The organism is Pseudoduganella sp. jia 9 (assembly GCF_055502615.1).
In genome coordinates this window covers 99,260-125,137 of record NZ_JBUPWE010000009.1, presented here as the reverse complement: position 1 = coordinate 125,137, position 25,878 = coordinate 99,260, and the positions used below count along the sequence as shown (strand labels likewise).

24 protein-coding genes and 1 pseudogene are annotated in these 25,878 nt (G+C 66.6%); 10 read left to right on the top strand and 15 right to left on the bottom strand.

Translation table 11 applies throughout. The annotated features are described in order from the left end of the window. Positions 1-11: 11 nt before the first annotated feature. The 3 genes and pseudogenes from ACY34H_RS13035 to ACY34H_RS13025 all read right to left on the bottom strand — a co-directional run bounded on the left by ACY34H_RS13035 (position 12) and on the right by ACY34H_RS13025 (position 2,122). A complete protein-coding gene (locus ACY34H_RS13035; RefSeq protein WP_464977922.1) occupies positions 12-515 on the bottom strand; it encodes a Dps family protein in 504 nt (167 codons plus the stop codon). 437 nt (positions 516-952) lie between these two features. Continuing rightward, positions 953-1,213 (bottom strand): annotated as a pseudogene (locus ACY34H_RS13030) (KGG domain-containing protein); the annotation flags it as partial. A gap of 303 nt (positions 1,214-1,516) precedes the next feature. After that, the gene (locus ACY34H_RS13025) at positions 1,517-2,122 is read right to left on the bottom strand and encodes a hemerythrin domain-containing protein (protein WP_464977921.1); all 606 of its coding nucleotides are present in this window, start codon (positions 2,120-2,122) and stop codon (positions 1,517-1,519) included. 215 nt (positions 2,123-2,337) lie between these two features. Between ACY34H_RS13025 and purU the strand changes: the two genes are divergently transcribed. Both purU and ACY34H_RS13015 read left to right on the top strand, forming a co-directional pair. Continuing rightward, positions 2,338-3,204 carry a formyltetrahydrofolate deformylase gene (gene purU, locus ACY34H_RS13020; RefSeq protein ID WP_464977920.1) on the top strand — a complete coding sequence of 289 codons (867 nt, stop codon included), beginning with the start codon at positions 2,338-2,340 and terminating at the stop codon, positions 3,202-3,204. 10 nt (positions 3,205-3,214) lie between these two features. After that, complete coding sequence (locus ACY34H_RS13015; RefSeq protein ID WP_464977919.1) at positions 3,215-3,757, top strand: YaeQ family protein; 543 nt, start codon at positions 3,215-3,217, stop codon at positions 3,755-3,757. Here ACY34H_RS13015 and ACY34H_RS13010 read toward each other — a convergent pair. Next, on the bottom strand, positions 3,754-4,875 hold the full coding sequence (locus tag ACY34H_RS13010; protein ID WP_464977918.1) for a serine hydrolase domain-containing protein: 1,122 nt from the start codon (positions 4,873-4,875) through the stop codon (positions 3,754-3,756). The two genes, ACY34H_RS13015 and ACY34H_RS13010, sit on opposite strands and share 4 nt — an antisense overlap. A 119-nt stretch (positions 4,876-4,994) precedes the next feature. Between ACY34H_RS13010 and ACY34H_RS13005 the strand changes: the two genes are divergently transcribed. Continuing rightward, positions 4,995-5,435: a copper chaperone PCu(A)C gene (locus ACY34H_RS13005; RefSeq protein ID WP_464977917.1), complete on the top strand. Its 441-nt coding sequence runs from the start codon at positions 4,995-4,997 to the stop codon at positions 5,433-5,435. A gap of 150 nt (positions 5,436-5,585) precedes the next feature. On the opposite strand, the gene ACY34H_RS13000 is transcribed toward ACY34H_RS13005, so the two are convergent. The 5 genes from ACY34H_RS13000 to ACY34H_RS12980 all read right to left on the bottom strand — a co-directional run bounded on the left by ACY34H_RS13000 (position 5,586) and on the right by ACY34H_RS12980 (position 10,028). After that, positions 5,586-6,362: a head GIN domain-containing protein gene (locus tag ACY34H_RS13000; RefSeq protein ID WP_464977916.1), complete on the bottom strand. Its 777-nt coding sequence runs from the start codon at positions 6,360-6,362 to the stop codon at positions 5,586-5,588. Between the two features lie 325 nt (positions 6,363-6,687). Then, positions 6,688-7,971: a cytochrome c gene (locus ACY34H_RS12995; RefSeq protein WP_464977915.1), complete on the bottom strand. Its 1,284-nt coding sequence runs from the start codon at positions 7,969-7,971 to the stop codon at positions 6,688-6,690. Beyond that, positions 7,968-8,747, bottom strand: coding sequence for a c-type cytochrome (locus tag ACY34H_RS12990; RefSeq protein ID WP_464977914.1), 780 nt, complete (start codon positions 8,745-8,747; stop codon positions 7,968-7,970). Before ACY34H_RS12990 ends, ACY34H_RS12995 begins: the two co-directional genes overlap by 4 nt. A gap of 70 nt (positions 8,748-8,817) precedes the next feature. After that, positions 8,818-9,501, bottom strand: a complete 684-nt coding sequence (locus ACY34H_RS12985) for a 3'-5' exonuclease (protein ID WP_464977913.1) — start codon at positions 9,499-9,501, stop codon at positions 8,818-8,820. After that, a complete protein-coding gene (locus ACY34H_RS12980) occupies positions 9,501-10,028 on the bottom strand; it encodes a ProQ/FINO family protein (RefSeq protein ID WP_464977912.1) in 528 nt (175 codons plus the stop codon). The genes ACY34H_RS12985 and ACY34H_RS12980 overlap by 1 nt, the downstream gene beginning before the upstream one ends. Before the next feature lie 527 nt (positions 10,029-10,555). On the opposite strand from ACY34H_RS12980, the gene rpoD reads away from it, so the two are divergent. From rpoD to ACY34H_RS12965, 3 genes are all read left to right on the top strand, one after another. Beyond that, on the top strand, positions 10,556-13,033 hold the full coding sequence (gene rpoD, locus ACY34H_RS12975; RefSeq protein ID WP_464977911.1) for an RNA polymerase sigma factor RpoD: 2,478 nt from the start codon (positions 10,556-10,558) through the stop codon (positions 13,031-13,033). 254 nt (positions 13,034-13,287) lie between these two features. After that, entirely contained in the window at positions 13,288-13,599 is a 312-nt protein-coding gene (locus ACY34H_RS12970) for a hypothetical protein (protein ID WP_464977910.1), read from the top strand. A gap of 53 nt (positions 13,600-13,652) precedes the next feature. Further along, positions 13,653-14,366: a YjjG family noncanonical pyrimidine nucleotidase gene (locus tag ACY34H_RS12965; protein ID WP_464977909.1), complete on the top strand. Its 714-nt coding sequence runs from the start codon at positions 13,653-13,655 to the stop codon at positions 14,364-14,366. A gap of 31 nt (positions 14,367-14,397) precedes the next feature. Here the strand turns inward: ACY34H_RS12965 and ACY34H_RS12960 are convergent, their stop codons facing one another. The 3 genes from ACY34H_RS12960 to ACY34H_RS12950 form a co-directional block, all read right to left on the bottom strand. Further along, positions 14,398-15,492, bottom strand: coding sequence for an HAF repeat-containing protein (locus ACY34H_RS12960; RefSeq protein WP_464977908.1), 1,095 nt, complete (start codon positions 15,490-15,492; stop codon positions 14,398-14,400). Positions 15,493-15,553: 61 nt separating this feature from the next. Continuing rightward, positions 15,554-16,540 carry an SMP-30/gluconolactonase/LRE family protein gene (locus ACY34H_RS12955; RefSeq protein WP_464977907.1) on the bottom strand — a complete coding sequence of 329 codons (987 nt, stop codon included), beginning with the start codon at positions 16,538-16,540 and terminating at the stop codon, positions 15,554-15,556. A gap of 149 nt (positions 16,541-16,689) precedes the next feature. Further along, positions 16,690-17,028, bottom strand: coding sequence for a zinc ribbon domain-containing protein YjdM (locus ACY34H_RS12950; RefSeq protein ID WP_464977906.1), 339 nt, complete (start codon positions 17,026-17,028; stop codon positions 16,690-16,692). Positions 17,029-17,099: 71 nt separating this feature from the next. On the opposite strand from ACY34H_RS12950, the gene ACY34H_RS12945 reads away from it, so the two are divergent. Then, the gene (locus tag ACY34H_RS12945) at positions 17,100-17,768 is read left to right on the top strand and encodes a GNAT family N-acetyltransferase (protein ID WP_464977905.1); all 669 of its coding nucleotides are present in this window, start codon (positions 17,100-17,102) and stop codon (positions 17,766-17,768) included. Between the two features lie 10 nt (positions 17,769-17,778). Here ACY34H_RS12945 and ACY34H_RS12940 read toward each other — a convergent pair whose 3' ends face one another. After that, positions 17,779-18,420, bottom strand: coding sequence for a GIN domain-containing protein (locus ACY34H_RS12940; RefSeq protein ID WP_464977904.1), 642 nt, complete (start codon positions 18,418-18,420; stop codon positions 17,779-17,781). 243 nt (positions 18,421-18,663) lie between these two features. Between ACY34H_RS12940 and ACY34H_RS12935 the strand changes: the two genes are divergently transcribed. Both ACY34H_RS12935 and ACY34H_RS12930 read left to right on the top strand, forming a co-directional pair. Continuing rightward, positions 18,664-20,037, top strand: coding sequence for a S41 family peptidase (locus tag ACY34H_RS12935; RefSeq protein ID WP_464977903.1), 1,374 nt, complete (start codon positions 18,664-18,666; stop codon positions 20,035-20,037). Positions 20,038-20,132: 95 nt separating this feature from the next. Then, positions 20,133-20,612, top strand: coding sequence for a hypothetical protein (locus ACY34H_RS12930; protein ID WP_464977902.1), 480 nt, complete (start codon positions 20,133-20,135; stop codon positions 20,610-20,612). 78 nt (positions 20,613-20,690) lie between these two features. Here the strand turns inward: ACY34H_RS12930 and ACY34H_RS12925 are convergent, their stop codons facing one another. Both ACY34H_RS12925 and ppc read right to left on the bottom strand, forming a co-directional pair. Further along, complete coding sequence (locus ACY34H_RS12925) at positions 20,691-21,620, bottom strand: IS1595 family transposase (protein WP_464978094.1); 930 nt, start codon at positions 21,618-21,620, stop codon at positions 20,691-20,693. 163 nt (positions 21,621-21,783) lie between these two features. Next, entirely contained in the window at positions 21,784-24,705 is a 2,922-nt protein-coding gene (gene ppc, locus ACY34H_RS12920) for a phosphoenolpyruvate carboxylase (protein WP_464977901.1), read from the bottom strand. A gap of 266 nt (positions 24,706-24,971) precedes the next feature. Between ppc and hemC the strand changes: the two genes are divergently transcribed. Further along, on the top strand, positions 24,972-25,877 hold the full coding sequence (gene hemC / locus ACY34H_RS12915; RefSeq protein WP_464978093.1) for a hydroxymethylbilane synthase: 906 nt from the start codon (positions 24,972-24,974) through the stop codon (positions 25,875-25,877). The last annotated feature ends 1 nt before the right edge of the window (position 25,878 follow it).

Here is a 25,878-nt window from a genome sequence, read left to right as displayed (position 1 = left end):
TGGTGCCTGAATCAGGCGGTACGGGTCGATTCGAACAGGAACCAGATGCGCTGTTCGGCTTCGTCGATCCAGTTTTCCAGTACGCTGGCGGTGGCGATGTCCTGGTCTTCGTCGCACACGTCGTGCACTTCGCGCATCGATTTCACCAGCGCCTGGTTGTCGGCGCGCAGTTCGTCCAGCATGGCGATCGCGTCGACGAAGGGCTCGTCATTGTCCTTGATGCGTTGCAGTTCCGCGATGTGCTTTATGGAGCGGATCGTGGTGCCGCCCAGCTTGCGCACGCGCTCGGCGATCGGATCGAGCATCGCGTAGATCGCCGTGGCCTGCTCGTCGAGCAGCAGGTGGTAGGAGCGGAAGTGTGGGCCGCTCACGTGCCAGTGGAAATTCTTGCATTTGATGTACAACGCGAACGTATCCGCCAGCAGCGCATTCAGCCCTTCGGCCACGTCCTTGCGGGCCTTGTTGCCGAGGTCGGTCGGCGTTTTCAGTGCGTCTTCCTGTGCTTGATTGCTCATACATGCCTCTTCTGAATTTGGAAATTCATTGTATCGCAGACAATGAAATCGCGCGATGAACCGTGCGGGCTGGATCCGCCACTGCCGAAAGAGGTAGACGCCCCGCCAGCAGCAGGACTAAGCCCTGCCGGAAGCCCGATTCCCTGGCGGCAAGCCATGCGGCGCAATGCCTGGTGTGGCGCAAAATAAGCGGGCCAATCGCGGGACACGCCGAAGCCGCGGTGTCGATGACCGGTGTCGACGATGTGGCGTCGATGATGCGGTGCCGATGATGTGGCGTCGATGATGCGGTGTCGATACCAGTGTCGATGCGGAGTGGGCGGAACGGGGGGATGGCTTGCGGCCAGGCATGGGAGGCATGCCGGATGACCGGCGGCACCGGGAGCTGCCCCGGCCCGCCGCGGTGTGGATGCGCCGACGCGGCCCGCGTCGCCCTGTCAGCGCTTTTCTTCCTTGGCCCCCTGGCGTGCCAGCCGGCTGGCCGACTGGCGGCTTTCACCGCCCTTGCGGCCGATTTCCGCCATGTGCTCGCGATCGCGGCTGACCGCCTCGCCGCCTTTCTGGCCGGCGCGGCGCGCTTCCTCGGAATCGAATTCGTGCGCTGTCCCTTTCTGGTGGGCTGCCTGGCCCCCCTTGCTGGCGATCATCCGCTGGGTTGCCTCGTCCATTGCGGCAAAACCCCGTTTGCTTGTGCTTTTTCCGCTGCCCTGGGCGGCCGCGCGCTGGCTGCTCCCCTGGTTTGCTTCGGATCTCTGCGCGGAACTCGCATCGGTTAGCGGATTGCCGCGGGATTCGCCACGGGGCTGGTCTGGTTCTTCGCCGTGATGTGTAGCCATACTCCACCTCTCTCTCTAAATCGAATCAATTGAGCGAATCAAACGAGTCGAATGAATCGAGCCGCATGACTCGAAGCCGGGCTGCAGGCCCGGATGCCAAGACGGCCGGGCTGGCCGCCTCGTGTAATTAGAGAAGGAGGCTGTCGCGTAAGTTCCGGCGATCGCTCAGGAATCGGCCTTGCCGATCGCCGAGCGTTCGCCGACGGCTTCGCGGGTGCCGCTGCGCAGCGGGCGTGCGCCCATGTCGTGTTCCAGCTGCTCCTTGCGGTCGGCCAGCTGTTCGCACAGCGCCGTGAGGTCCGCATCGCCCTGGCGCGCCTGCGGGAACATTTCCTGCTCTTCTTCCTGCACATGGTGTTCGATCGCCTTGCGCAGCATCGCCATGGTGCTGTCGAGGTCCGGATCGTCGCCCGACATGCCCTGGATATGGGCGATCAGCTCCTTCGCCTCGGCGTGTTCCTGGATGGCTTCCCGCACCATCTTTTCATCGCCGGTTTCCTGGCGCACGGCCGGATAGAAGATTTCCTCTTCGATCATGGTGTGGATTTCCAGTTCCATGCAGATCTGCAGGGCCAGGTCGGCCTTGAGGCTGATGTCGCCGATGTTCTGCAGCCGTTCGTACTCGCGGAACAGTTGCTTGACCTTGTCATGGTCGGCGGTGAGCAGGGCGACGGCATCCTTCGCCTGCGTGTTCTGGCTGCGCGGCATGTCGACCGCCGGGTGGTTGCCGCTGCTCGGCATCGGTACCGGATCGTTGATGTTGGTGGTCATGGGTGGCTCTCCTGTTGTGTGATGAAGATGCCGCGCAAGGCCCGGTCAGATGCATCGCGCGGCGGCTGCCTGTTACCTGGGATTCAGTATAGGCCGGGTGCCGCAAGGCGGGCGCGCCCTTGCCATATTGGTATGCTCTGCCGTTCGTGCGACAATAGCGCTCTTGCGCCGGCGTGTCCGGCCACCTCAGTCTCCACCTCAGCCCTTACTCAACCATGAACCCCGAATACATCCTGACGCTCTCCTGCCCGGACCAGCGCGGCATCGTGCACCGCGTGTCCGGCTTTCTTGCCGAGCACGGCTGTAACATCATCGATTCCGCCCAGTTCGGCGACCAGGAAACGTGCAAGTTCTTCATGCGCGTGCACTTCGCCGCCGAGGATGCCGGGGTGGGCGATGCCGTCCTGCGTGCCGACTTCGCCGAACTGGCCGACACCCTGCGCCTGGAATGGCACCTGCACGATGCGCACCGCAAGCCGCGCGTGCTGCTGATGGTGTCGAAGATCGGCCACTGCCTGAACGACCTGCTGTTCCGCTACAAGAGCGGGCTGCTGCCCGTCGAGATCCCGGCGATCGTGTCGAACCACATGGATTTCTACCAGCTGGCCGCCAGCTACAACATTCCGTTCCACCACCTGCCGCTGGCCGCGGGCGCACCGGAAAGCGCCAAGCTCGCGCAGGAGGCGCGCATCGTCGAACTGGTGGAATCGCACGACATCGACCTGGTAGTGCTGGCGCGTTACATGCAGATCCTGTCGCCCTCGCTGTGCGCGCGGCTCAAGGGCAAGGCGATCAACATCCACCATTCGTTCCTGCCCAGCTTCAAGGGTGCCCGGCCATATGCCCAGGCGCACCAGCGCGGCGTGAAACTGATCGGCGCCACCGCGCACTTCGTCACGGGCGACCTCGACGAAGGTCCGATCATCGAGCAGGACGTGGAACGCGTCGACCATTCGATGGATGCGGAAACGCTGTCGGCCATCGGCCGCGACGTGGAATGCGTGGTGCTGGCGCGCGCCGTCAAGTGGTTCGTCGAGCACCGCGTGCTGCAGAACGAACACCGCACCGTGATTTTCAAATAAGACTGTAACAATGGCACTCAAGGCAACAATCTACAAGGCGGAACTGTCGATCGCCGACATGGACCGCAATTACTACGGCACCCACGCGCTGACGCTGGCGCGCCATCCGTCCGAAACCGACGAACGCATGATGGTGCGCCTGCTGGCGTTCGCGATCCATGCCAACGAGGCGCTCGGCTTCACCAAGGGCATGTTCGATGTCGAGGAACCGGACCTGTGGCAGAAGGATCTCACCGATGCGATCGAACTGTGGATCGAGGTGGGCCAGCCGGAAGAGCGCCGCATCCTGAAGGGAGCCGGCCGCGCCGAACACGTGATCGTGTACAGCTACAGCGCGGCCAGCCCGATCTGGTGGAAGAACATCGCCAACAAGATCGAGCGGGCGAAAAACGTCTCCGTCGTCAACCTGCCTGCCGACACCACGGCGGCGCTGGAAAAGATGGCACAGCGGAACATGCAGCTGCAATGCACGATCCAGGATGGCCAGATCTGGCTGACCGACGGCAGCGAGACCGTGCTGGTCGAGCGCGAGGTGTGGAAGGCCGAGCGTTAGGCGAAATCCCTGTATGCGGCGTTGCGCACGTCGCGCGGGAAGGCGCCCGCCATCCCTTCGAACGTGGTGTTGGTCAACTGCACCACGATCAGGTCCGCGAGCGGATCGAAGAACCAGTAGTGGCCATATGCGCCGCCCCACTGCAGCGTGCCCGCCGACTGCGGCGAGTGGGCTTCCTTTGGATGGCCCAGCACCGCGCCCAGGTAGCCGAAGCCCCAGCCGGGGCCCTGCGTCATCGCGCCGGTGCCGGTGCGGTCCACTTCGGCCGCACGCAGGATCGCCCGGTTCGATGTCCTCAGGCTGAGCAGGAAACGCATGAAGTCGTCCGCCGTGCCGGCCATGCCGGAACCGCCGGACGGATACGAGGCCGCGTCGAAGATCCGCGCCGGCGCGAAATGCGCGAAGCCGTCCATGAACGGCACGGCTTCCTCGTCGCCCATGCGCGCCGGCGGCGCGGGTTTCGCGTCGCGGTAAGGCGTGGCGAGACGCTCCGCATCGGCGACGTGGAACGCCGTGTCGCGCATGCGCAGGGGGCCGGTCACTTCGCGCTGGACGATTGCCGGCAACGGCATGCCCGCGGCTTTTTCCAGCACGGCGCCCAGCACGTCGGTCGCCACCGAATAGCGCCAGCCCGTGCCGGGTGCATAAGCGAGGGGCGCGGCGGCGATGCGGGCCAGGTTTTCCTCCAGCGACAGGCCAGGCTGGTCCAGGCCGTCGGAAACGCGCGCCCGGCGGTAGGGACCATCCGCGGGCTCCATGAAACCGTACGACAGGCCGGCCGTATGCGTCAGCAGTTGCTGCAGCGTGATCGCGGGCGCCGAGCCATCGCCGAGGCGCGGGCGGAACTCCGGCAGCCACTCCGTGACCGGCGCGGACAGGTCGATGGTTTCCTCGTCGGCCAGCTTCAGGGCGGCGCTGGCGACCAGCGGCTTGGTGAACGAGGCCAGGCGAAACAGGGTGTCGTCGCGCATCGGTACGCCGCGCTCGCGGTCCGCGCTGCCGGCCGCGCGGCGGTAGACTATCTCGCCATCGCGCGCGATCATGACCACGGCGCCGACGATGCGCTGGCGGGCCAGGGCGCTGTCGATCACTTTATCGAGATGGGAAGCGGTCTGCATGATGGGCCTCTTTTTGCACAGGGCGCCATCTTAACGGCGATCGCGCGGCCCTGCAGCGCGGGCTATAATCGCCGTCCGTCGAGACATCCCGCAACGGTTGCCCATCCAGGAGTAGTCGCATGAAATACCTCGTTACCGCCGCCGTGCTGGCGCTTGCATCGCTTTCCGTTCACGCCCAGGTCGTCGTCAAGGATGCGTGGGCGCGTGCCACCGTGCCCGCCGCCAAGGCTTCGGGCGCGTTCATGCAGATCGAATCGAAAACCGATGCGCGGCTGGTCGGCGTCAGCAGCCCGGTCGCCATGGCGGAACTGCACCAGATGTCGATGCAGGACAACCGCATGGCGATGGCCCATGTCGACGCCATCGATCTGCCGGCGGGCAAGGCCGTGCAACTGGCCCCCGGCGGCTACCACGTGATGCTGATGCAGCTGAAGCGCCAGCTGAAGGAAGGCGAGACCGTGCCGGTCACGCTGGTGATCGAGCAGAAGGGCGGCAAGCGCGACAGCGTGGAAGTGCAGGTCGCGGTGCGGCCGCTGACTTACGCGCCGCCGCGGCATTGACAGCTGCCGTGAGCCGGGCAGGGGAGACGGCCTGCGGGCCATCAAAATGACAGGCCCGGCGGGCTGCGCCTGCCGGGCCTGGCAAAGAGGTGGGCGCCTGGCGGCGCCGCGTGTCTGGTGATTCAGTGGGTTGCCGTTGCCGGGTGACTCCTAGCGTGCCGACGTGCCCAGGCGCTGGACGGTGCCGGAGCCGGCAACCGCTTTCGTCAATTGCGCATCGCCGTAGTAACCGACGTTGCCGGAACCGGTAATGTTGGCGGTGAGCGAGCTGCGTGCCGCCAGCAGCGACTGGCCGGAACCGCTGACGCTCACGGTGGCATGCTGCACGTTCAGTCGGGTGGTATCGGCCTTGCCGGAACCGGCGATCGAAATGTCGGCCCGCGCCGCCTGGCCGGCCGCCTCGACCCTGCCGCTGCCGGCCACGCCGACCTCGACCGATTTCGCCTCGATGCCGTCGATGTCGAGCGCGCCGGAGCCGGCCACTTCGAGCGTCAGCTTGTCGGCGCGCACGCGCTTCGCTTCCAGCCGGCCGGAACCGGCGACGCCGAGACTGTCCACATTGCGGGCCCGCACCACGATGCGCACGCGGCGGCCGTCGATCTGCATGTTCTGCCTCACCGGGCGAATCGTCAGCACGCCGTTGCGCACCACTGTTTCCAGCAGCGGCAGGATATTGTCGTCGCCCTCGAGCGTCAGCGTATCGTCGCCGCCGGTGACGACTTCGACGTGCGCACCGGTCGTCAGCTCGACGCCACGGAACGCGCCGGGCTGGCGCGTCTGCGACACGATCTTGCCGCTGCCCTGCACGCGCTCGCCACCGTTCAGCCAGGCCAGCGACGGCCCGTCGGCGGCTGCCGGGACGGCTGCCGCCAGCGCGGCGACAGTGGCAATCGCGGTGGCGAACAGGGCAAGTTTCTGGGTTTTCATGGTGCGTCTCCGGGAATGCAGTGTCGATGGCTGGATCGTACGCAAACCCGGCAAGGCGGTCGCTAGCCGTGCGATGGAATGCAGAGCGAGCGGAATGGACTGCTCAGAAACGGTGCCAGAAGAAAAACTGGGGACGTACCCGTGTTTGCAGGAAAAACCGGGGACGTACCCGTGTTTGGCGGAAAGATCCAGTCGACACTGAGTCCGGCGGCGCTGGGGCAGGCCCTCTTGTGAAACGCGGTACGCCCCTGGTCGTCTTTCCATCTGCACGGGATTTCCTGGAAACAGGGGTACGTCCCCAGTTTTGCGCCCTCGGTTTTTGCGGTCAATCCAGCGGCACGGCGCGATAGCGGTTGACGTCCACGCTGGAGACCGGGGGCGCGTTGTTGCCCCATGCGCTGCGCAGGTATGACACGACCTGCGCCACCTCGGCATCGTCCAGCGCGTGGCCGAACGGCGGCATGCCGTAGGGCCGCGGGTTGCCGCGCGTGCCGGGCGGGAAGCCGCCGTTCAGCACACTGCGGATGGCGTTGGTGGAATCGGGCATGGTCAGCGCGCGGTTGCCGGCCAGCGGCGGGTAGTGGGGGGGATAGCCGCGGCCCGCCGCGCCGTGGCACTCGGCGCAGTGCTTGTCGTACAGCCTCGCGCCGGCCTGCAGGAAAGCCGCTGCCTCGGGCTCCTTCGAGCGTTCGTAAGGCGGGCTGCCGTTGCCGGACGCCGGCAGCGACTTCAGGTACACCGCCATCGCCCGCACGTCGGCCTCCGACAGGTGCTGCAGGCTTTCGCGCACCACTTCCGCCATCGGCCCGAACACGGCCGCGCGCGGTGCCACGCCGGTGTGCAGCAATTGCGCGATTTCGCCGACCGGCCAGCTGCCCAGCCCCGCTTCCGCATCGGACGTCAGCGACGGCGCATACCATCCCAGCACCGGCAACAGGCCGCCGGACAGCTCGCCGCCGCTGCCGCCCAGCACATTGCGCGCGCTGTGGCACGCGCTGCAGTGGCCGGGGCCTTCGACGAGGTAGGCGCCGCGGTTCCACTCCGCCGGCCGGTCCTGCCGTTCCTGGTAGACGCCGGGGCGGAAGTACAGTGCGCGCCAGGCCGACAGCGCCAGCTGGGTGTCGTACGGGAAGCGCAGCCGGTGCGGCTCGCTGGCGCGGCGCACGGCGGGGATGGTGCGGAAATAGGCATACAGCGCATCGGCATCGTCGCGCGTGATCGCCGTGTAGTTCGGGTACGGGAATGCCGGGTACAGCAGCCGGCCGTCGCGCGAGCGGCCGTTGTGCAGCGCGTTCCAGAAGTCATCCGCGGTCCAGCTGCCGATGCCGGTTTCGGCATCCTGCGTGATGTTCGGTGCGACGATGGCGCCGAACGGCGTCTGCAGCACGCGCCCGCCGGCATACTGTTCGCCGCCGCGTACCGTGTGGCAGGCCATGCAGTCGGCCGCGCGGGCCAGGTAGGCGCCGCGCGCGATCTTTTCGCCGGCGGGCAGCGCGGCGAAGGCGGCGCTGCCCGGCGGGCCGGCATCGTGGCGTGGCCACAGCAGCCCGGCGGCCACCGTGACGATCATCGCCGTGGCGGCGGCGATCCAGCGCGCGCGGCGGCTCATGGCGCGGCCCCGTGATCGGGCACGCCACCGCAGCGCATCGGCAGCGCCGCGGCGGGTGCCGATGCCGGCCGCGCCGCGTCGTCGACGGGCTGGCTTGCCAGCCAGGCCGAAACGGCCGCCACGTCGGCGTCGGTGAGGCGGGCCGCGATATCGGCCATGCAGTCCGGTGCCTGTGCGCGCCGCGCCTTGTTTTTCCACGCGCCGAACTGCGCGTTAACGTAGTCGCGCGGCAGGCCGGCCAGGCCGGGAATCGCCGGTGCCACGCCGGTCAGCTGCTGGCCGTGGCAGGCCACGCAGGCAGGAATCCGGCGCGCCGGGTCGCCCTGCCGGGCAAGCACGCGGCCCCGTTCCAGCATCTGCGCCGTGGCGGCGACAGGCGGCAACGCGGGGTAGGGCGGATGCTGGCTGGCGAAGAACTGGGCGATCTCGCGCAGGTAGGGTTCCGGCAGGTTGCCGACCATGTACGTCATCATCGGGAATTGCCGCCGCCCGTCGCGGAAATTGAGCAGCTGGTTGTACAGGTAGCCCTCCGGCTTGCCGGCGATGCGGGGAAAGAACGCATCGTTGCGGCCGCGCGGCTGGTGGCACGCCAGGCAGGGCGCCACGCGCTGCGCCAGCGTATCGGGCGGCGGCGCAGCGGGGGCAGACCGCGCGGGCGCGGGCAGGAGCAGTGCGGAAAGGAGCAGTGCCGGCAGGAGCAGCGCGCGCAGGAGCAGCGATGGCACGAGCAGCGCGGGCAGATTCAGCACATCGGTCGGGTGTCTCGAAGGGGGCATACCGTTCCTGGGCGGAGGTCGACCGCTCAAGAATACCCCCGCGCGCCGCCGAAGAACAGTGGCGCGCGGTTCAGTCGCCCGGTGGGGTGGCCAGGTTGGCCGCGGTTGCCGATAGAGGACGGCGCTGGCGCGGCGCCCTGGGCTGCGGCAGCGCGTTGCCGAGCGCGAGCCAGTGGCGGTACACGCGCAGCGCCACCTGGGCATCGTCGGCGGCGTACTGCAGCTGCTTGTCCGTCAGCCGGGGCGAGGCCCAGTTGGTGGTCGAGATCTTTTTCGATTTCTGCAGCTTGAGCCCGAAATAATGCGCCACCGCGCTCTTGGCGCCCAGGTCGTGTTTCTGGCCGGGCACGCGCAGCGCCTTCGACAGGTCGGCCACCCGCGCGGGCTCGATTGCCAGCTTGGCGCGCAGCCGTTTGACGTCGTCCGCCAGGCCGAAGCCCACCTTCAGCGTGTGTGCCGATTCGAGGATCGCCTTCAACACCGGCAGCAGCGGCGCCACTTCCGGGCCGACCGGGAACAGCCATGCGGTGTGTTCGTCGGCGAACTGCACGAGGTGCGGCCCGTCCGAGCTCTGGCCCTTGACGAAGGTGGGTTTCGATTCGGTGTCGAAGCCGATGGCATCGTGCGCCAGCAGCGCGGCCTGCGCCGCCCGGGCTTCCTCGGCCGTGCGCACGAGGCGGATGTCGGCCAGCGCGATGCCCTGGTAGGGCGGCAGGTCGGGTTCGCGCGGCCGTGCTTCGGTATGGAACGCCATCAGCCCTTGCGGGAGAATTTCGCGGTCAGCTGTTCCAGCTTTTCCTGGCGGCGCTGCGCCGCTTCCTCGGCCGCCTGCGCTTCGCGCTCGGCCTTCTTGCGCTCCGCTTCCTTGCGGAAGCGTTCGCTCAGCGTATCCTTGGCGTGCTTGCGGTGCACGTCCGTGACTTCGGCGCCGGTGCTGCCATCGAGGTTGTAGCGCACCGTGGCCTTTTCCATCGCGCGCAGGTAGCGCTGCGAGCCGGTATGGATGCCCAGCGCGGCACGCATCAGCTTGCGGTCGATGCCCGGCACCTGCGCGAGGATCTGCTTGTCGATCCCGATTGCCAGCGGCAGGAAATCGCGGAAGGGCGGGAACTGCTGCGCAAGCTGCTTCAACAGCGCGCGGGCGCTCGGCGCCGGGGTTGCCGGCGCGGCGGCAGCTGCCTCGGAAGGCGCAGCGGCGGCGACGTTGGTGGATTCAGCGGATGCGGCAGATTCGTCGGCAGCGGACGTCTCGGGGGTAAGGCTGGTATTCATCGACTTCATGGATTGATCAGGAGGCGCCAGCATACCACGGCGCGACCCGCGCGCGCGTTGCATTTTTCCTCATCATGGCGCTTCGCCCACATGCCGATCACGGCCGCCCGCTGGTAGCGATGCGCTGTGCCGCGGCCATCTTCCTGCGACGGCGTGCCAGGCAGTGACAAAGCGTGTATAATGGCCGACGCACCAAAAGCAGGGCGGTGCAGATTCAGTTTGGTAAGGAGTTGTCCGCGGTCCCCTGCACAGGGCTTTCCGCATGCCGGCGCCCCCGCAATCCATGCAGGTTCATGGACTGCAACGGCGCGCCAGGGCCGAGCCCTCTCTTCTGTTCGCACTGAATACCTACAGAATCACCACGGAGTCATGACGATTGCAGTCCGCGAATCGAACCTGCGAGGTTCGTGAGGCGCGGGCTTTTTTCATTCCGGATGATCCCCATATACGTACCGGCACGGCCTTTGCGAAGGCCGGGCTGGATTGTTCAATTTTCCACTTGCGTCGTGCCCGGCCAGGCACTGAAGAGATATTTGATGACGACGAAAACGCCGAAGACCCTAACGCTGTCCACCAAGAAGCCGCGCGCCGAAGCTGCGCCGCTGACGGTGCCGAAGACCACCTTATCCTATGTGATCGACAATGCGCAAGAGGCCGCCGGTAAAGTGACCGTTGTAAAGAAAAAGACGTCCCGCCTGGCCGTGCTGCCGGGTGACGAGCCGGTGACGGCCGACGCGCCCGTGGCCGAGTCCGCCGAACCCGCGGCAGTGGCCGGCGACGAGCCGAAGAAGGCCGTGCGCAAGGCCGTGCCCGGTGCCGACGACGCGCCGAAAGCGCCGGTGGTGCGCGTGCGCAAGGCCAAGCTGGAAGCGCCTGCCGCCGTGCAGTCGCCATCGGCACCGGCCGCCGTCAGCCAGGTGACCGATGCCGCCACGCTGGCCTCGATCGATACCTCCGGCTACCTGCTGCCTTCCGTGAAAGTGCCGGGCCGCCGCGGCCGCAAGCCGAGCGAATTCACGCCCGAGAACGATGAAGTGGCGGCACTGAACGCCGTCGAACGCGCCGAACTGAAGGCCGCGTCGAAGGCGCGCGAGCGCAAGGCCAAGGGCCTGGACCCGTTCGGCGGCGAAGCCGGCATGTCCACCGAAGACCTGGAAAAGCGCCGCCAGCAGTTCAAGAACCTGATCAACATGGGCAAGGACCGCGGCTTCCTCACCTATGCCGAGATCAACGACCAGCTGCCCGAGAACATCGTCGATCCGGAAGCGATCGAAGGCATCATCGCCACCTTCAACGACATGGGCATCGCGGTCTACGAGCGCGCCCCGGATGCCGAGGCGCTGCTGCTGTCCGACAACGTGCCGACCGCCACCTCCGACGATGAAGTGGAGGCGGCTGCCGCGACGGCGCTGTCCACCGTCGACTCCGACTTCGGCCGTACCACCGACCCGGTGCGCATGTACATGCGCGAAATGGGCGCGGTGGCGTTGCTGACGCGCGAAGGCGAGATCGAGATCGCCAAGCGTATCGAGGAAGGCCTGCGCGACATGATCCAGGCGATCTCGGCCTGCCCCACCACGATCAACGAGATCGTCGAGCTGGCGGCCAAGATCGAGAACGACGAGCTGAAGGTGGATGACGTGGTCGATGGCTTCGTCGATCCGGACGAGAACTCGGCACCGGCACCCGCGCGCGCACCGGCCGTGGCCGCGTCCAGCGACGAGGACGACGATGAGGAAGAAGAAATCGAGGAAGAAGAAAGCGACGGCGACGCCAACGGCGGCGCGGCCGGCTTCTCCACCGAACAGCTGGCGCAGCTGAAGGTCGACGCGCTGGAGCGCTTCGCCGTGATCTCCGCGCAGTTCGACAAGATGCGCAAGGCGGCCTATGGCTCGGCCGTGTACCAGAAGGCGCAGGCCACCATTTCCGCCGAGCTGCTGGGCATCCGCTTCACGGCCAAGGTCGTTGAGAAGCTGTGCGACACGCTGCGCGGCCAGATGGAGCAGGTGCGCGGCATCGAGCGCGCCGTGCTGGAGCTGTGCGTGAACCGCTGCGGCATGCCGCGCGCGCACTTCATCAAGGTATTCCCGGGCAATGAAACGAACCTGGACTGGGTCGACGGCGAAGTCGACGCGCGCCATCCGTACAGCGCCGTGCTGGGCCGTAACGTGCCGGCCATCAAGGAACTGCAGAACAAGATGATCGACCTGCAGGAGCGCGTGGCGCTGCCGCTGGCCGACCTGCGCAAGATTAACAAGCAGATGGCGGCGGGCGAGAAGCGTGCCCGCCACGCGAAGCGCGAAATGACGGTGGCCAACCTGCGCCTGGTGATCTCGATCGCCAAGAAGTACATCAACCGCGGCCTGCAGTTCCTCGACCTGATCCAGGAAGGCAATATCGGCCTGCTGAAAGCGGTCGACAAGTTCGAGTACCGCCGCGGCTACAAGTTCTCCACGTACGCCACGTGGTGGATCCGCCAGGCGATCACGCGGTCGATCGCGGACATGGCCCGCACCATCCGCGTGCCGGTGCACATGATCGAAACGATCAACAAGATGAACCGCATCAGCCGCCAGATCATGCAGGAAACCGGCAACGAACCGGACATGGCGACGCTGGCCGCCAAGATGGAAATGCCGGAATCGAAGGTGCGCGAGATCATGAAGATCGCCAAGGAGCCGATTTCGATGGAAACGCCGATGGGCGAGGATGGCGATTCGCAGCTGGGCGACTTCATCGAGGACAACACCACGCTGGCCCCGCTGGACGCCGCGCTGCATGCCTCGATGCGCAACGTGATCAAGGAGGTGCTCGACTCGCTGACGCCACGCGAAGCCAAGGTGCTGCGCATGCGCTATGGCGTGGAAATGTCGAACGACCACACGCTGGAAGAAGTGGGCAAGCAGTTCGACGTGACGCGCGAGCGTATCCGCCAGATCGAAGCCAAGGCGATGAGCAAGCTGCGCCAGCCTTCGCGCTCGGACAAGCTGAAGACGTTCCTGACGCAGAACTGATCCGCTTCGTGGGTCGCCTGAAAAAGGAAGCCTCGGCTTCCTTTTTTTTCGGCGCCCCACGGCGCACGGTTGCCGAAATAACTAGGTGAAAGGGGCAGCGGGCTGTATGCTCTGCCTTGGACAGCATCATGTCGTGATGCTGTTGCTGGTCCCGATCTCCCGTCTCGCCTACCCGCGGTCCTGCCGGTTGGCTTACCTGCCGCCTGGCCGCATGAGGGCTTTTAACATGCTGGCAAACTGACTGGAGAACTCCCATGGATGACATGGATAATTGCGACACCGAAATGGTTGTGGCCGTACTGGAAGCGCTGCGGGAAGAAATGGCGGCCGACCTCGATGACATGGAACGCCGCATCCGCGGCATGCCGGACAACAGCCAGATCGACCCGCCCCCCGGCGGCGAGCTCGATGAATTGCGCACCGCGCGGGTTGCCCTGCACAGCGGCCTGGCCAGTATTCGCGAAGTGCTGGGATGGATCGAGTGGGTTACGGAAAAGGATCCCGAAGGCGAAACGGCGATTGCGGCACAGCCACTGCCGACGGCGCTGGGATTCCCGATCCACTGACGCGATCGCCGGACCGTGCTAGGATGCAATATTCCCTGGCTTCCCCTAGAACCATGAAACACCGGCTGTTCCTGTTCGACCTCGACGATACGCTGCTCGATTTCAAGGCTTCCGAACATCTGTCATTCGCGCGCACGCTCGGTGCGCTCGGTTTCACCGGCCCGCTCGACGGGCTGTTCGCGCAGTACCAGGTCGTCAACACGGCGCTGTGGCGCCGTTTCGAGGCCGGCACCGTCGCCAAGGAGTTCCTGAAGGTGGACCGCTTCCGCCAGACCTTCGCCGCCAATGACCTCGACCTCGATCCGGAAAAGGCCAGCCGCCTGTTCGTCGAATCGTTGTCCGATACCGTGGTGCTGATCGATGGCGCGGCGGACCTGTGCGAAGCGCTGGCCGGCGTGGGCGAAGTCGGCATCGTCACTAACGGCGCCGAACAGATCCAGCAGCTGCGCATCGCCAGCTCGGGGCTTGGCAGGCACATCTCGTTCGTCTGCACTTCGGAAGCCTGCGGCTTCGCCAAGCCGGACGTGCGCTTCTTCGAGCATGCCGGCAAGCTGGCGCGGGCCTTCGCCCGCCACGAGGCGATCATCGTCGGCGACCGGCTCGACGCGGACATCCTCGGCGCCAACCGCTACGGCATCGAAAGCTGCTGGTTCAATCCCGGCCGGCTGGCCAACGATTCGCAGGCCGTGCCCACTTTCGAGGTGGAGAGCCTGCATGAAATCGTCCCCACGCTGGTGGCCGATGCCGGCACGCGCCGGCTGGCATGAGCGGTCCGCCAGCGGCGCTGCGACTCGCGGCTCAGTAAGCCGTCGGCTTGCCCAGCAAGCCGTAACGCCAGTGCAGGTAGCCCTTCTGCAGGCACCAGCCCACCATCAGCACCAGCAGCGCCAGCAGCAGGTAGTCCGTCGAGGTCCTCTTGTACGACAGGTCGACGATCGCCGGCACCGAGAACGCCTGGTAGCGGTGGCCCGTGTAGTGGGCGCCGACCACCTTGCCATCGTCGGTGATCCTGGTGGTCTCGTACAGGCCGTTGCGGTTCGGATGGATGCGCATCCGGCCGTCCTTGTAGACGAAAGTCAGCGGCGCATTGTCGCGGTAGCGGATCGTGCCGACCACGTCGCCGGCCGCATTGATGCCGGTGGCGTAGCTCTGGCCCTGCGCGATCATCGCGCCCAGGTCGACCATCTTCGTGCCATCGTGCAGGAAGGCGTGCCACCTGCGCTCGGCCGTCTCGGCGGCGCCGACGATCATGCCGCTGTCGTTGATCGCCGTGGCGACGCTGATCCTGCCGCCCAGCGTGCCGAGATCGCGCATGCCGCCTGCCGGCGTCCACACGAAGGCGCGCCGGTAGCCGTTGTCCAGTTGCGCCGCGCCCACCACCGTGCCGCCGTTGTTGATGGCCGTCGCATGGCTGGTGCGGCCGCCGAGCGTGCCGAGATCCGTCATCGTCGCGCCGTCGTGAACGAAGGCATGGAAGCTGCCATCGGCGATGTCGGCATAGCCGGCGATCTGCCCGGCCTGGTTGATGGCGATCGCCAGGCTGCTGTTGCCACCCAGCGTGCCAAGGTCCTGCATGCCGGCATTGCGGTTCCAGCGGAACGCGCGCCAGCGGTTGCTGCCGTCCAGTGCGCCGCCGGTCACCGTGCCGGCGCTATTGATGGCGGTCGAGTAGCTGTCGGTGCCGCCCAGCGTGCCCAGGTCGGTGGCCTGGCCGCGGTGGTAGAGCACCGCGCGGCGCTGGCCATCTTCGTTGCGGATTTCGCCAGCCACCAGGCCGGCGGGATTGATGTCGGCGGCCAGGCTGTGTTTGAAGCGGCTCTCGCCAAAGCCCGCCTGGGCCAGGGCGGCGCTGGACAGCGACAGTGCCGCGAGCAGGATCATCGTAGTACGCATGCAGATCTCCTCCTTGTTGGATTCACTACACACTTCTGTGCGCCGCGGGCGCGGCGAACCTTCAGTAAGGCTGGCCCGTAACGTCGAGCGCGATGCGCCACAGCGCGCGGTCGCCTGTGATGAAGAGGGTACGGCCGTCGGCACCGCCGAAGGCCGCGTTGGTGACATTGGCATCGACGCGGATCGTTGCCAGTTCCTTGCCCTGCGGCGAGAACACGCGCACGCGGCGCGCGCCATGCTCGGTCACGTACAGGTTGCCGTGGCAGTCGAGCGTCATGCCGTCGCCGCCGTCGATGCCCTTGATGAAGGTGCGGCCGGCGCCGGGAACGCCGTTCCCGATCGGGTAGGCCTTCACTTCGCCGTCGCCGGCGTTCACGTACAGCAGGTCGCCGGCCGGCGACAGCGCGATGCCGTTCGGGTTGCGCCGCGTGCCGTCCACCAGCGTGACCTTGCCGTCGGTACCGACGCGGTAGATGCCGGTGACGGGCTGGCCGCCGGGCGCCGCGGCCTTCTGGTAATCGGGGTCGGTGAAGTACAGCGTGCCGTCGGCGGCGATGGCGATGTCGTTCGGCGAGTTGAAGACATTGCCTGCATACCGTTCGGCGACAGCGCTGCGCGCCTTGCCCGGCATCGCGTAGCGCGACAGCGCCTTGTACTTGTGCGTGGCAGCGACCAGGTTGCCCTGTGCGTCGACGGCCAGGCCGTTGCTGCCGCTATCATCGAGGAAGGTACTGACAGTGCCGTCGGCGGCCAGCTTGCGGATGCGCGAAGGGAAATTGCCGGTGTGGCCGAAATCGGAGAAGTACAGCGCATCCTTGATCCACACGGGGCCTTCGTACAGCTGCGGGCCGCTGCGTGTCGGCTGCGCCGCCGCGACCCGCTGCGCGGCCAGTTCGCCGGAGGGCGCCTTGCCGCAGGCGGCGGCCAGGGCCGGGCCGGCGGGCAATATGGCCAGGGCGGTGGCCAGGGCGGCAGCCTGCGCGGTGCCCAGGGCAGCGGTCCGGGTGACGAAACGGAAGTTGGAGCGGGATGGTACCGTGAATGCCATACATTGCCTCGAGTGGGAAACCTCGGCGATTGTAGGCAGGTATTATTCTTGTTGCAATCGTTTTCGCGCTGCACGCCGGCACCGGCGCAGGGCGCGAACCTTGCGCCGGCATTGCCGCGGGCCCGGGCCCCGTGCCGGCGCGTGCGCGCTTACACCTTGCGCACGAATTCCGATTTCAGGCTCATCGCGCCGAAGCCGTCGATCTTGCAGTCGATGTCGTGATCGCTGTCGACGAGGCGGATGTTCTTCACCTTGGTGCCCTGCTTGATCACGCCGCCGGAACCCTTCGGCTTCAGGTCCTTGATGACGGTGACCGTGTCGCCATCCTGCAGCACGTTGCCGGCCGCGTCGCGGTACACGCGCGCAGCGTCGGCGGACGCTTCGTTCGCGGTCGACCACTCATGCGCGCACTCGGGGCAGACGAGGTTGGCGCCGTCCTGGTAGGTGAATTCGGAACCGCATTGCGGGCAGGGTGGCAGGGTGCTCATCGTGGATTCTTCGCGAAAAAGCGCGCAGTATACTCCCCTCGATCGCAAGGGTCACAAGAAGGAGGACGACGATGGAAAGGCTGGCCAATCCGGTCTGGGCGGCGCTGACGAGCGGCCAGCGCCACCTGGCGCGCGAACTCGGCGCCATGCTGCGCTACGAGCCCGACGTGGCGCCGTTCTGCGCGGTGCCGGAGCACGGCATGTTCGTGCCGGCGCACGATCTCGCGCGGTTGCCCGAAGACGTGTACTTCGTCGGCGCGATTCCCGCGGTGCCGGACGGATGGCAGCTGGCGGAGCTGGGCGGCGTGCTGCAGATGGTCTACCGGGGCGGCCCCGTGGCGCGGCCTTCGGCCGGCGAAATCGTCGAACTCGATGCGCTCGATCCGGCCATGGAAGCACTGACCGCGATCGCGTTCCCCGGCTACTTTCGTGCCCGCACCGGCACGATGGGCCGCTACATCGGCATCCGCGACGCCGGCCGGCTGGTCGCGCTGTGCGGCGAGCGAATGGATGTCGGCGCGCTGCGCGAAGTGAGCGCAGTCTGCACGCACCCGGACCACACGGGGCGCGGCCATGCAAGGCTGCTGGTGCGCCACATCATGCATGGCATGCAGGAGCAGGGCGTGACGCCGATGCTGCACGTGGGGGCGCGCAACGAGCGCGCCATCGCCCTCTACGAAGCGCTCGGCTTCGAGCGCAACGGCGTGCTGCGGCATGCGAAGCTGGCGGCACGGCCCTGACCAGGGCGCGTCAGTCGCCGGCCGAGACGCTGCCGATGCCGGACACCGACTTGTTCAGCGACTTCGGCTTGCCGAAATAGGTCAGGCTGCCCATGCCGCGCACCACCGCGTTCAGCGTCTGGCTGGCGTATACCTTCACATCGCCGATACCCTCGAAATTCACGTCGGCGCGGTCGGCCTTCAGGTGTTGCGTGGTCACTTCGCCGACGCCGCGCGCCTTCAGCCGCAGCCACTTCGCGCTGCCTTTCGCCTCCAGGCGGCCGGCGCCCTCGAACTGCAGGTCGAGCCGCTCTTCCTTCACGTTGTCGATGACCACCTGGCCGGCACCTTCGACGATGCATTTCACCAGTGACGGTACGGTGATCACGATCTTGTCGCCGTTCTTGACCGAAGCATTGTTCTTGTCCGCGTAATCGATCTTCAGCTCGTCGGACTTCACGCTGGTCAGCACCTTGCCGATGAACTCGGGCCGGCCGATCACCTTGACCGACTGGGCCTGGCCGGCACGCACTTCGATGTTGATCGGGCCGTGGATGGCGATGGCGCGGAAGGCGCCCAGCTGGCGGGCATCCTCGGCGCCATGGGCCGACGTGGCGAACAGGGCGGAACAGAGCAGCGACGCAAAGAGGGTACGGGACGAGACAGGACGCATGGCAGGAACCTTTTGTTGTGTTGTATGGTGATGCGATTCTAGGGCCATGGCCGGTCCGATCGGCGGCGATTGCGACGAAACGTCGTTTTTCGGTACCAAATTGCAGGGATCGCGACTGAATGGCGCCGCGCCGCCCGGCGCCTTCCTCTGCACGGGACATCCGGCCTTTACGTGAAATTACCTGGCTTGACGGCACTTCGCACCTGCCCGCCGCAGAATCGGCACTTCATGAAGGAGCAAAAAATGAAGCAATGGATTCTGGGTGCAGTGATCGGCTATTGCGCGGCAACCCTGCCGTGCCATGCGGACCAACCGGTGCAGATACCGAAGGAAGAGTTCGAGCAGATGCTCGACAGTTACCAGCTCGTGCTGAAGGATTACGTGGCGCCGGCCGACGGCAGGAAATTGTTTACGGAGGCGATCCGCGGCATGATGTCGGCGCTGGACCCGCATTCGCGCTACCTCGACAAGGGCGACCTGGAAGACCTGGAGCGTATCCATTCCGGCCAGTATGTCGGCATCGGGATCGGCGTGGAGATGATCAACGGGCAGATCCTGGTCCGCGACGTGTCCGACAACGGCCCGGCGGACAAGGCGGGCGTGCGGGCCGGCGATTCGATCGTCGCGATCGACGGCGCGCCGCTGTTCGGCCTGCGCGACAGCCAGGTGGCCAGCCGCGTGCACGGCGAACCGGGATCGAAGGTGGAGCTGACGCTGGCCAGGCGCGGCAGCACGCCGCTGCGGACCATCAGCGTGGAACGCGCCACCTTGCAGGAACACACCGTCACGGTGCAGCGCCTGGACGGCGATATCGCGCGCGTCCGCATCACTGAATTCGGCGGCAATACCGCGGCTGAACTGATCGCCGCACTGCGCCAGCTGGACGAGCCGCGCGTGAAAGGCATCGTGCTGGACCTGCGCAATAACCCCGGCGGCCTGCTGCCGGCAGCGGTGGCGGTGGCCGGCGCCTTCCTGCCGCAAGGCGCCGTCGTGTTCTCGTCGACCGGCCGGATCCCGGAAAGCAACAGCAAGATCACCGTATCGCCGGCATTCTTCGGCAAACCCGGTGCCCCGGACGCCTATGAACAGTTGCCCGAATTCGCCCAGGACGTGCCGCTGGCCTTACTCGTCAACGGCGCGTCGGCATCGGCGGCGGAGCTGGTGGCCGGCGCGATCCAGGACCATGGGCGTGGCAAGATCATCGGCGCGCAAACCTATGGCAAGGGCTCGATCCAGACCGTGTTTCCCCTGTCCGACGAATCGGCCATCAAGCTGACCATCGCGCGCTACTACACGCCCAACGGCCGCGAGGTACAGGCGCAGGGCATCGTGCCGGACGTGCCGGTTGCGCCGGCGCTTGCCAGGGATGGCGACGAAGCCCTGCTGTTCCGCGAAGCCGACATGGCCAACCACCTGCCAGCCAGTTCGGCGCTGCCCGACGCCGGGGCTTCCCCGCGCCCGGTCGTCGAGGACAGCAAGCGCTTCGGCTCGGCCAGCGACCGCGCGCTGCAGGCGGCGATGGTGCAGTTGCATCCCGCACTGCCGCCAGGGCCAGGCCAGGCGCTGGGATCGGTCTGGCGCGGCGTCTCCGCGAGGTTCCGGCGCTTCGGCAGCTGAGCGCTGCCGTTCCCGGCGCGTAGGTGGCGACATCCTTGCACCGGGATCGCTACAGTTGAGTGGAATTGTCAACCTTCACTTGCACAGGAGTACAGATGAATATCCGCAGCCTGCTTCCCTCCATCCTGATCGGCGCGGTCGCCAGCGCCAGGTCGATGACCCCCATGGCCACCATCGCCACGGCACGCCTGGCGGGACGCCATACGCCGGGCCGGCTGGTCCTGCTGGATCACCCGCTGTTCAAATATGGCGCGCTGGCGATGGGGGCAGGCGAACTGGCCGGCGACAAGATGAAGTCCGCGCCCGACCGCACGGTATTCCTCGGACTGCTGGCGCGCGTGATGAGCGCCGGGATCGCCGGTGCCGCGCTGGCGCCGGAAGGCCGTGAAGGAGAGGGCGCCGCGGTTGCCGTGGCCACCGCCGTGCCGCTGGCCTACCTGACCCTGGCCGGCCGCAAGCAGGCCATGGCGCGCATCGGCCAGACCCGCAGCGGCCTGATCGAAGACGCGCTGATCCTCGCCGCGGGGACCGCGATCGTCGCGTTGACGTCGAAGGCGAATAACAGTGCGCCATAAAAAAGGCGCTGTTCGCGTAAAGTCGGTTTTGCATCCGGGTACGGAACTTTTCGTGCCTGTCGCTGGTCATTGGTGCCGCTAGCGATCAGCGGCCACCGCAACCCGAAGCCAATGGGCGGGAGCCGTCAACCGGGCGGCGTCGAGCACGCGCTGCCAGCCGGTGTAATTGGCCAGGTAGCGGCTGGCCACGCCGTTGAACCGGCGCAGCCAGGTCTTGAAACGGCCATGCCAGCCATTCACACCCTGGATGTGGATGGCGCCGCGCACCCGGATGCCGGCCCGGACGTTGACTGCTTCATGTGTGATGCCGGCCTGCCGTGCAAACGCCTGATAGGCATTGGCCGCGTCGCTGACGAGCAGGACGTCCGCTGCCAGCACCGGCAGCAAGTGTTTGGCCAACTGCTCGGCGGTCACCGGGCCTCGTCCGGTGACGAAGTCGCAGGTTTGCCGGTTGCGGTCGCGGGCGACGAGGATGCAGTCCAGCTCCGCGCTGATGCCGCGCCGGCGCGCCTTGCCGCCGCGCTTGCGGGGCGGGCGATCCAGGTTCCGCGAGCCTTTTTGCGATTCGAGGTGGTACGTTTCATCCGCCTCGACAATCCCCGATAACCGTGGACGCGGCTCCTGCCGCACGGCGGCAATGAAGCGGTGGCGCCAGCGGAAGCTGGTGGATTTTGCCACCGCGACGCGCGCGGCAGCTTTCCGGACCGTGGCCGACTCGATCAGGCATTGCAGGTAGGCCAGCCACTTGTCGCGCAATCGCAGGCGGGCCAGCGGCGTGCCGGTCAGGGCGTTGAAACTGCGCCGGCAGGCGACGCAGCGATAGCGCTGCAGGCCGTTGGCCTGGCCGCAGCGGTGGCACCGCTTGCCGCCGCAGGCGGGGCACGATTGGTTGCCCGCGGCGTCCTCGATCAGGCGCAGGCAGTGGCCGGGTAATACAAGATTGGCGAGAGCGCCCTGCAGAAGAGCGATTTCCGCATCGGAAAGCTGGACTTGCTCCAGCACCTTCAACACCACGCCCACATCGGCTGCACCCATCTCGCCTCCTCATATACATGAAGTATCTCAACAGGAGGTCAGACAATGGTTCTGGTCGAACGTTCACCGATTTAACGCGAACAGCGCCATAAAAAAAGCGGACCCGCAGGTCCGCTTCCCAGGGCAACGTCAACACTCAACCCGTATTGCGCAATCCCGCGGCCACGCCATTGATCGACAGGTGAATCCCCCGGTGCACGCGGGGATCGGCCTTGTCGGCCAGCGCGCGGCGCCGCTTGATCAGCTCCACCTGCAGGTGGTTCAGCGGATCGAGGTAGGGGAAGCGGTTCTGGATCGAACGCGCCAGCAGCGGGTTGCCGGCCAGGCGTTCGGTCACGCGGGTCACGGTATCGAGCACGTCCAGCGTCCGGCGGTATTCGTCGCCGATGCGCTTGAAGATCCGTTCGCGCAGTTCCTTGTCCGGCACCAGTTCCGCATAGCGCGAGGCGATCGCCAGGTCGGTCTTGGCGAACACCATGTCCATGTTCGACAGCAGCGTGGCGAAGAAAGGCCAGTGCGCGGCCATGTCGCGCAGTTGGCCGATGCGCTCGTCGCGGTCGCCGTCGGCGATCCAGCCGGCCACGGCGCTGCCGAAACCGTACCAGCCCGGCAGCAGCAGCCGGCACTGGCCCCACGAGAAGCCCCAGGGAATCGCGCGCAGGTCTTCGATGCGCTTGGTCGACTTGCGCGAGGCGGGGCGCGAACCGATGTTCAGCTCCGCGATCTCGGCGATCGGTGTGGCGGCAAAGAAGTAATCGGTGAAGCCCGGCGTTTCGTACACCAGGTTGCGATATGCCTTGTACGCGCGGTCCGACAGTTCCGCCATCACGGCTTCGAAGCCGGCCAGCTGTTCGCCGTGTTCCGGGTGCGCGGCCGGCATCAGGCTGGCCTCCAGCGTGGCGGCCACCAGGCGCTCCAGGTTGCGCCGGCCGATCTCCGCGTTCGAGAATTTCGACGCGATGATCTCGCCCTGCTCGGTCAGGCGGATCTGGCCGTTGACGGTGCCTTTCGGCTGCGCCAGGATCGCCTCGTAGCTTGGGCCGCCGCCGCGGCCCACCGTGCCGCCGCGGCCATGGAACAGGCGCAGCTTCACGCCGGCCTTGCCGAACACCTCGATCAGCGCGATCTCGGCCTTGTACAGTTCCCAGTTCGACGTGAGGAAGCCGCCATCCTTGTTGGAGTCCGAATACCCCAGCATCACTTCCTGGATCTGCCCGCGCTTGGCGATCAGGTCCTTCACGAGCGGCAGCGCCATCACCGCTTCCATGATGCCGGCGGCGCGCTGCAGGTCGGGAATCGTCTCGAACAGCGGAATCACCATCAGGTCCGCCGTCGTGTCGCCCGCGGCGTTGGTGCGCAGCAGGCCCGTTTCCTGCTGCAGCACCAGCACTTCCAGCAGATCGGACACGGTTTCCGTGTGCGAGATGATGTAGTTGCTGATGGCCCGCTCGCCATAGCGGCGGCGGATCTCGCAGGCGGCGCGGAAGATCGACAGCTCCGTCTGCGTTTCCTCCGAATAGTCGAGGTACGGCGAGTACAGCAGGCGAGGCTGGTCCAGCTCTTCGAGCAGCAGCTTTACTTTTGCATCTTCGTCGAGCTCCGCATAGTTCGGCAGGGCGCCGGCGCGGGCGAACAGTTCGGCCAGCACGCGCTCGTGCACGTCGGAGCTCTGGCGCATGTCCAGCGACGCCAGGTGGAAGCCGAAGATGTCGGCCGCGCGTTTCAGCGTCGTCAGGCGCGGGCGTGCCAGCATGCCGCCGTGATTGGCTTCCAGCGAATCGATCAGCACCTGCAGGTCGGCCGAGAAAGCGGCCGCGTCCGGGTAAGGCTCGGCATGGCCCACTTCCTTGCGCAGGATATTGGTCGCGCCCAGCTTGCGGGCGGTGCTGGCCAGACGCGCGTAGATGCCGATCAGGGCGCGGCGGTACGGCTCGTCCGCACGGTGGTCCGACTGGTCGGGCGAGGCATCGGCCAGCGCCTGCAGCGCGGGGCTGCACGGCACCATCAGCGTGGAGATCGACAGGTCCGCGCCCAGCGCATGCGCTTCGTCGAGATAGAAGTCGAGGATCGTCGTGGCCTGGCGGGCCAGCGCATGCTGCATGGTATCGGCATTGACGTTCGGGTTGCCGTCGCGGTCGCCGCCGATCCAGCTGCCCATCTGCAGGTAGGGCGTGTCGATGCGGGTGACCTCCGCTGCCGCGTCGTTCGTGCCGTACTGCTCGGCGATATCGGCTTCGATGTCGTCGTACAGGCCCGGCACTTCGGTCAGGAACGTGATGCGGTAGTACGACAGCGCGTTCTCGATCTCGTCCGCCACCGTCAGCTTCGTGTAGCGCAGCATGCGGGTCTGCCACAGGGTGGCGATGCGCACGCGCAGCATGTGCAGGTTGGCGGCGCGTTCGCGCGGCGTCAGCGGCAGATCACGTTCGGCAAGCAGGCGCGCGATGTCGTGCTCGGCATCGAGGATCGACTTGCGCTGCACCTCGGTCGGGTGGGCGGTCAGCACCGGCGCGATCAGCGCCTCCTGGAAGAAGCCCTGCACGGTAGCCTGGTCGACGCCGGCTTCCTTCAGCTTGGCCAGCGCGTAGCGGGTGCTGCCGCGCCGCGGCTGCGACTGCGCCAGCAGGTGGGCGCGGCGGCGGCGGATGTGGTGCTGGTCTTCGGCGATATTGGCCAGGTGCGAGAAGTAGGAGAAGGCGCGCACCACCGAGATGGTCTGCTCCTTGGTCAGGATCTTCAGCATGCCGTCCAGCTCCTTCGCTGCCCCGGCGTCGGCCTCCCGGCGGAAACGCACGGCGGTCTGGCGGATGGTTTCCACCACCGCGAAGACTTCCTCGCCTTCCTGCTCGCGCAGCACGTCGCCGAGCAGGCGGCCGAGCAGGCGGATATCCTCTTTCAGTGGCGCGTCCTTGTCGGCGCCGCCCGCGTCACTACCTTGTCCATTGTTTGACTCGGCTGCCTGGGTCACACTTGCTTGAGTCACACTTGCTTGGGTCATACTTGCTTGATTAACCATGGAATGATCGCTACGAAGTGGCAAAGTTGAGGTTCGGTGCATGGGGCTCGTGGCCACGGCTGCAAGGAAAGCGCGTGCTAGAATTTGTGGTCCACGAACACGCGCAGGTCACTGGTGCATGCCTGTCGGCTTCCGCAACAGCGAAGTAATCAGTGAAAATAATCAGTGAAAAATACAGCGAAAAGTACAGGAAAGAAGCAGCTTTGAATACCTCTGAAACAGTCCAGTCTGAAATGCATGCGAACGTGAATGTCGCTGCCACCGTTCCATCCAGGCTGGTGATCGCCTCGCGCGAAAGCCGGCTCGCCATGTGGCAGGCCAAGCATGTGCGCACACGCTTGTCTTTATTATATCCGCAGTGTTCCGTCGAGATCCTCGGCATGACGACCCGCGGCGACCAGATCCTCGACCGCACGCTGTCGAAAGTGGGCGGCAAGGGCCTGTTCGTGAAGGAGCTCGAAGTGGCCATGGCCGAAGGCCGCGCCGACCTCGCCGTGCACTCGCTGAAGGACGTGCCGATGGATCTGCCGGAAGGCTTCGCGCTGGGCGCCGTGCTCGAGCGCGAAGACCCGCGCGATGCGTTCGTCTCGAACGATTACGCGTCGCTCGACGAGCTGCCGGCCGGCGCCGTCGTCGGCACCAGCAGCCTGCGCCGCCAGGCGCTGATCGCGGCGCGCTATCCGCACCTCGTGATCAAACCGTTGCGCGGCAACCTCGATACCCGCCTGGGCAAGCTGGACCGCGGCGATTACGCGGCCATCATCCTGGCCGCCGCCGGTCTGAAGCGCCTCGGCCTGCCGCAACGCATCCGCGCCGTGCTGGAGCCGGAACACAGCCTGCCGGCCGCGGGGCAGGGCGCGATGGCGATCGAAATCGCCGATCGCACGGATGGCGTCGACCTGGTGGCGCTGCTGGCGCCGCTGAACCATGTGCCGACCGCGCAAGCCGTCACGGCCGAGCGCCGCGTGTCGAAGGTGTTCGGCGGCAGCTGCCAGGTGCCGCTGGCCGCTCACGCCACGATCGCCGGCGGCCAGATGCACCTGCGCGCCATGGTCGCCACGCCGGACGGCAAGCGCGTCGCCAGCGCCGAAGTGCACGGCCCGGCCACCGATGCTGCCCAGCTGGGCGACCAGGTCGCGGACAAACTGCGCGAACAGGATGCCGTGGCGATCCTTGCTGCCTGCCTCGTCGAGGCGGACGGCAGCGGCGCCTGAC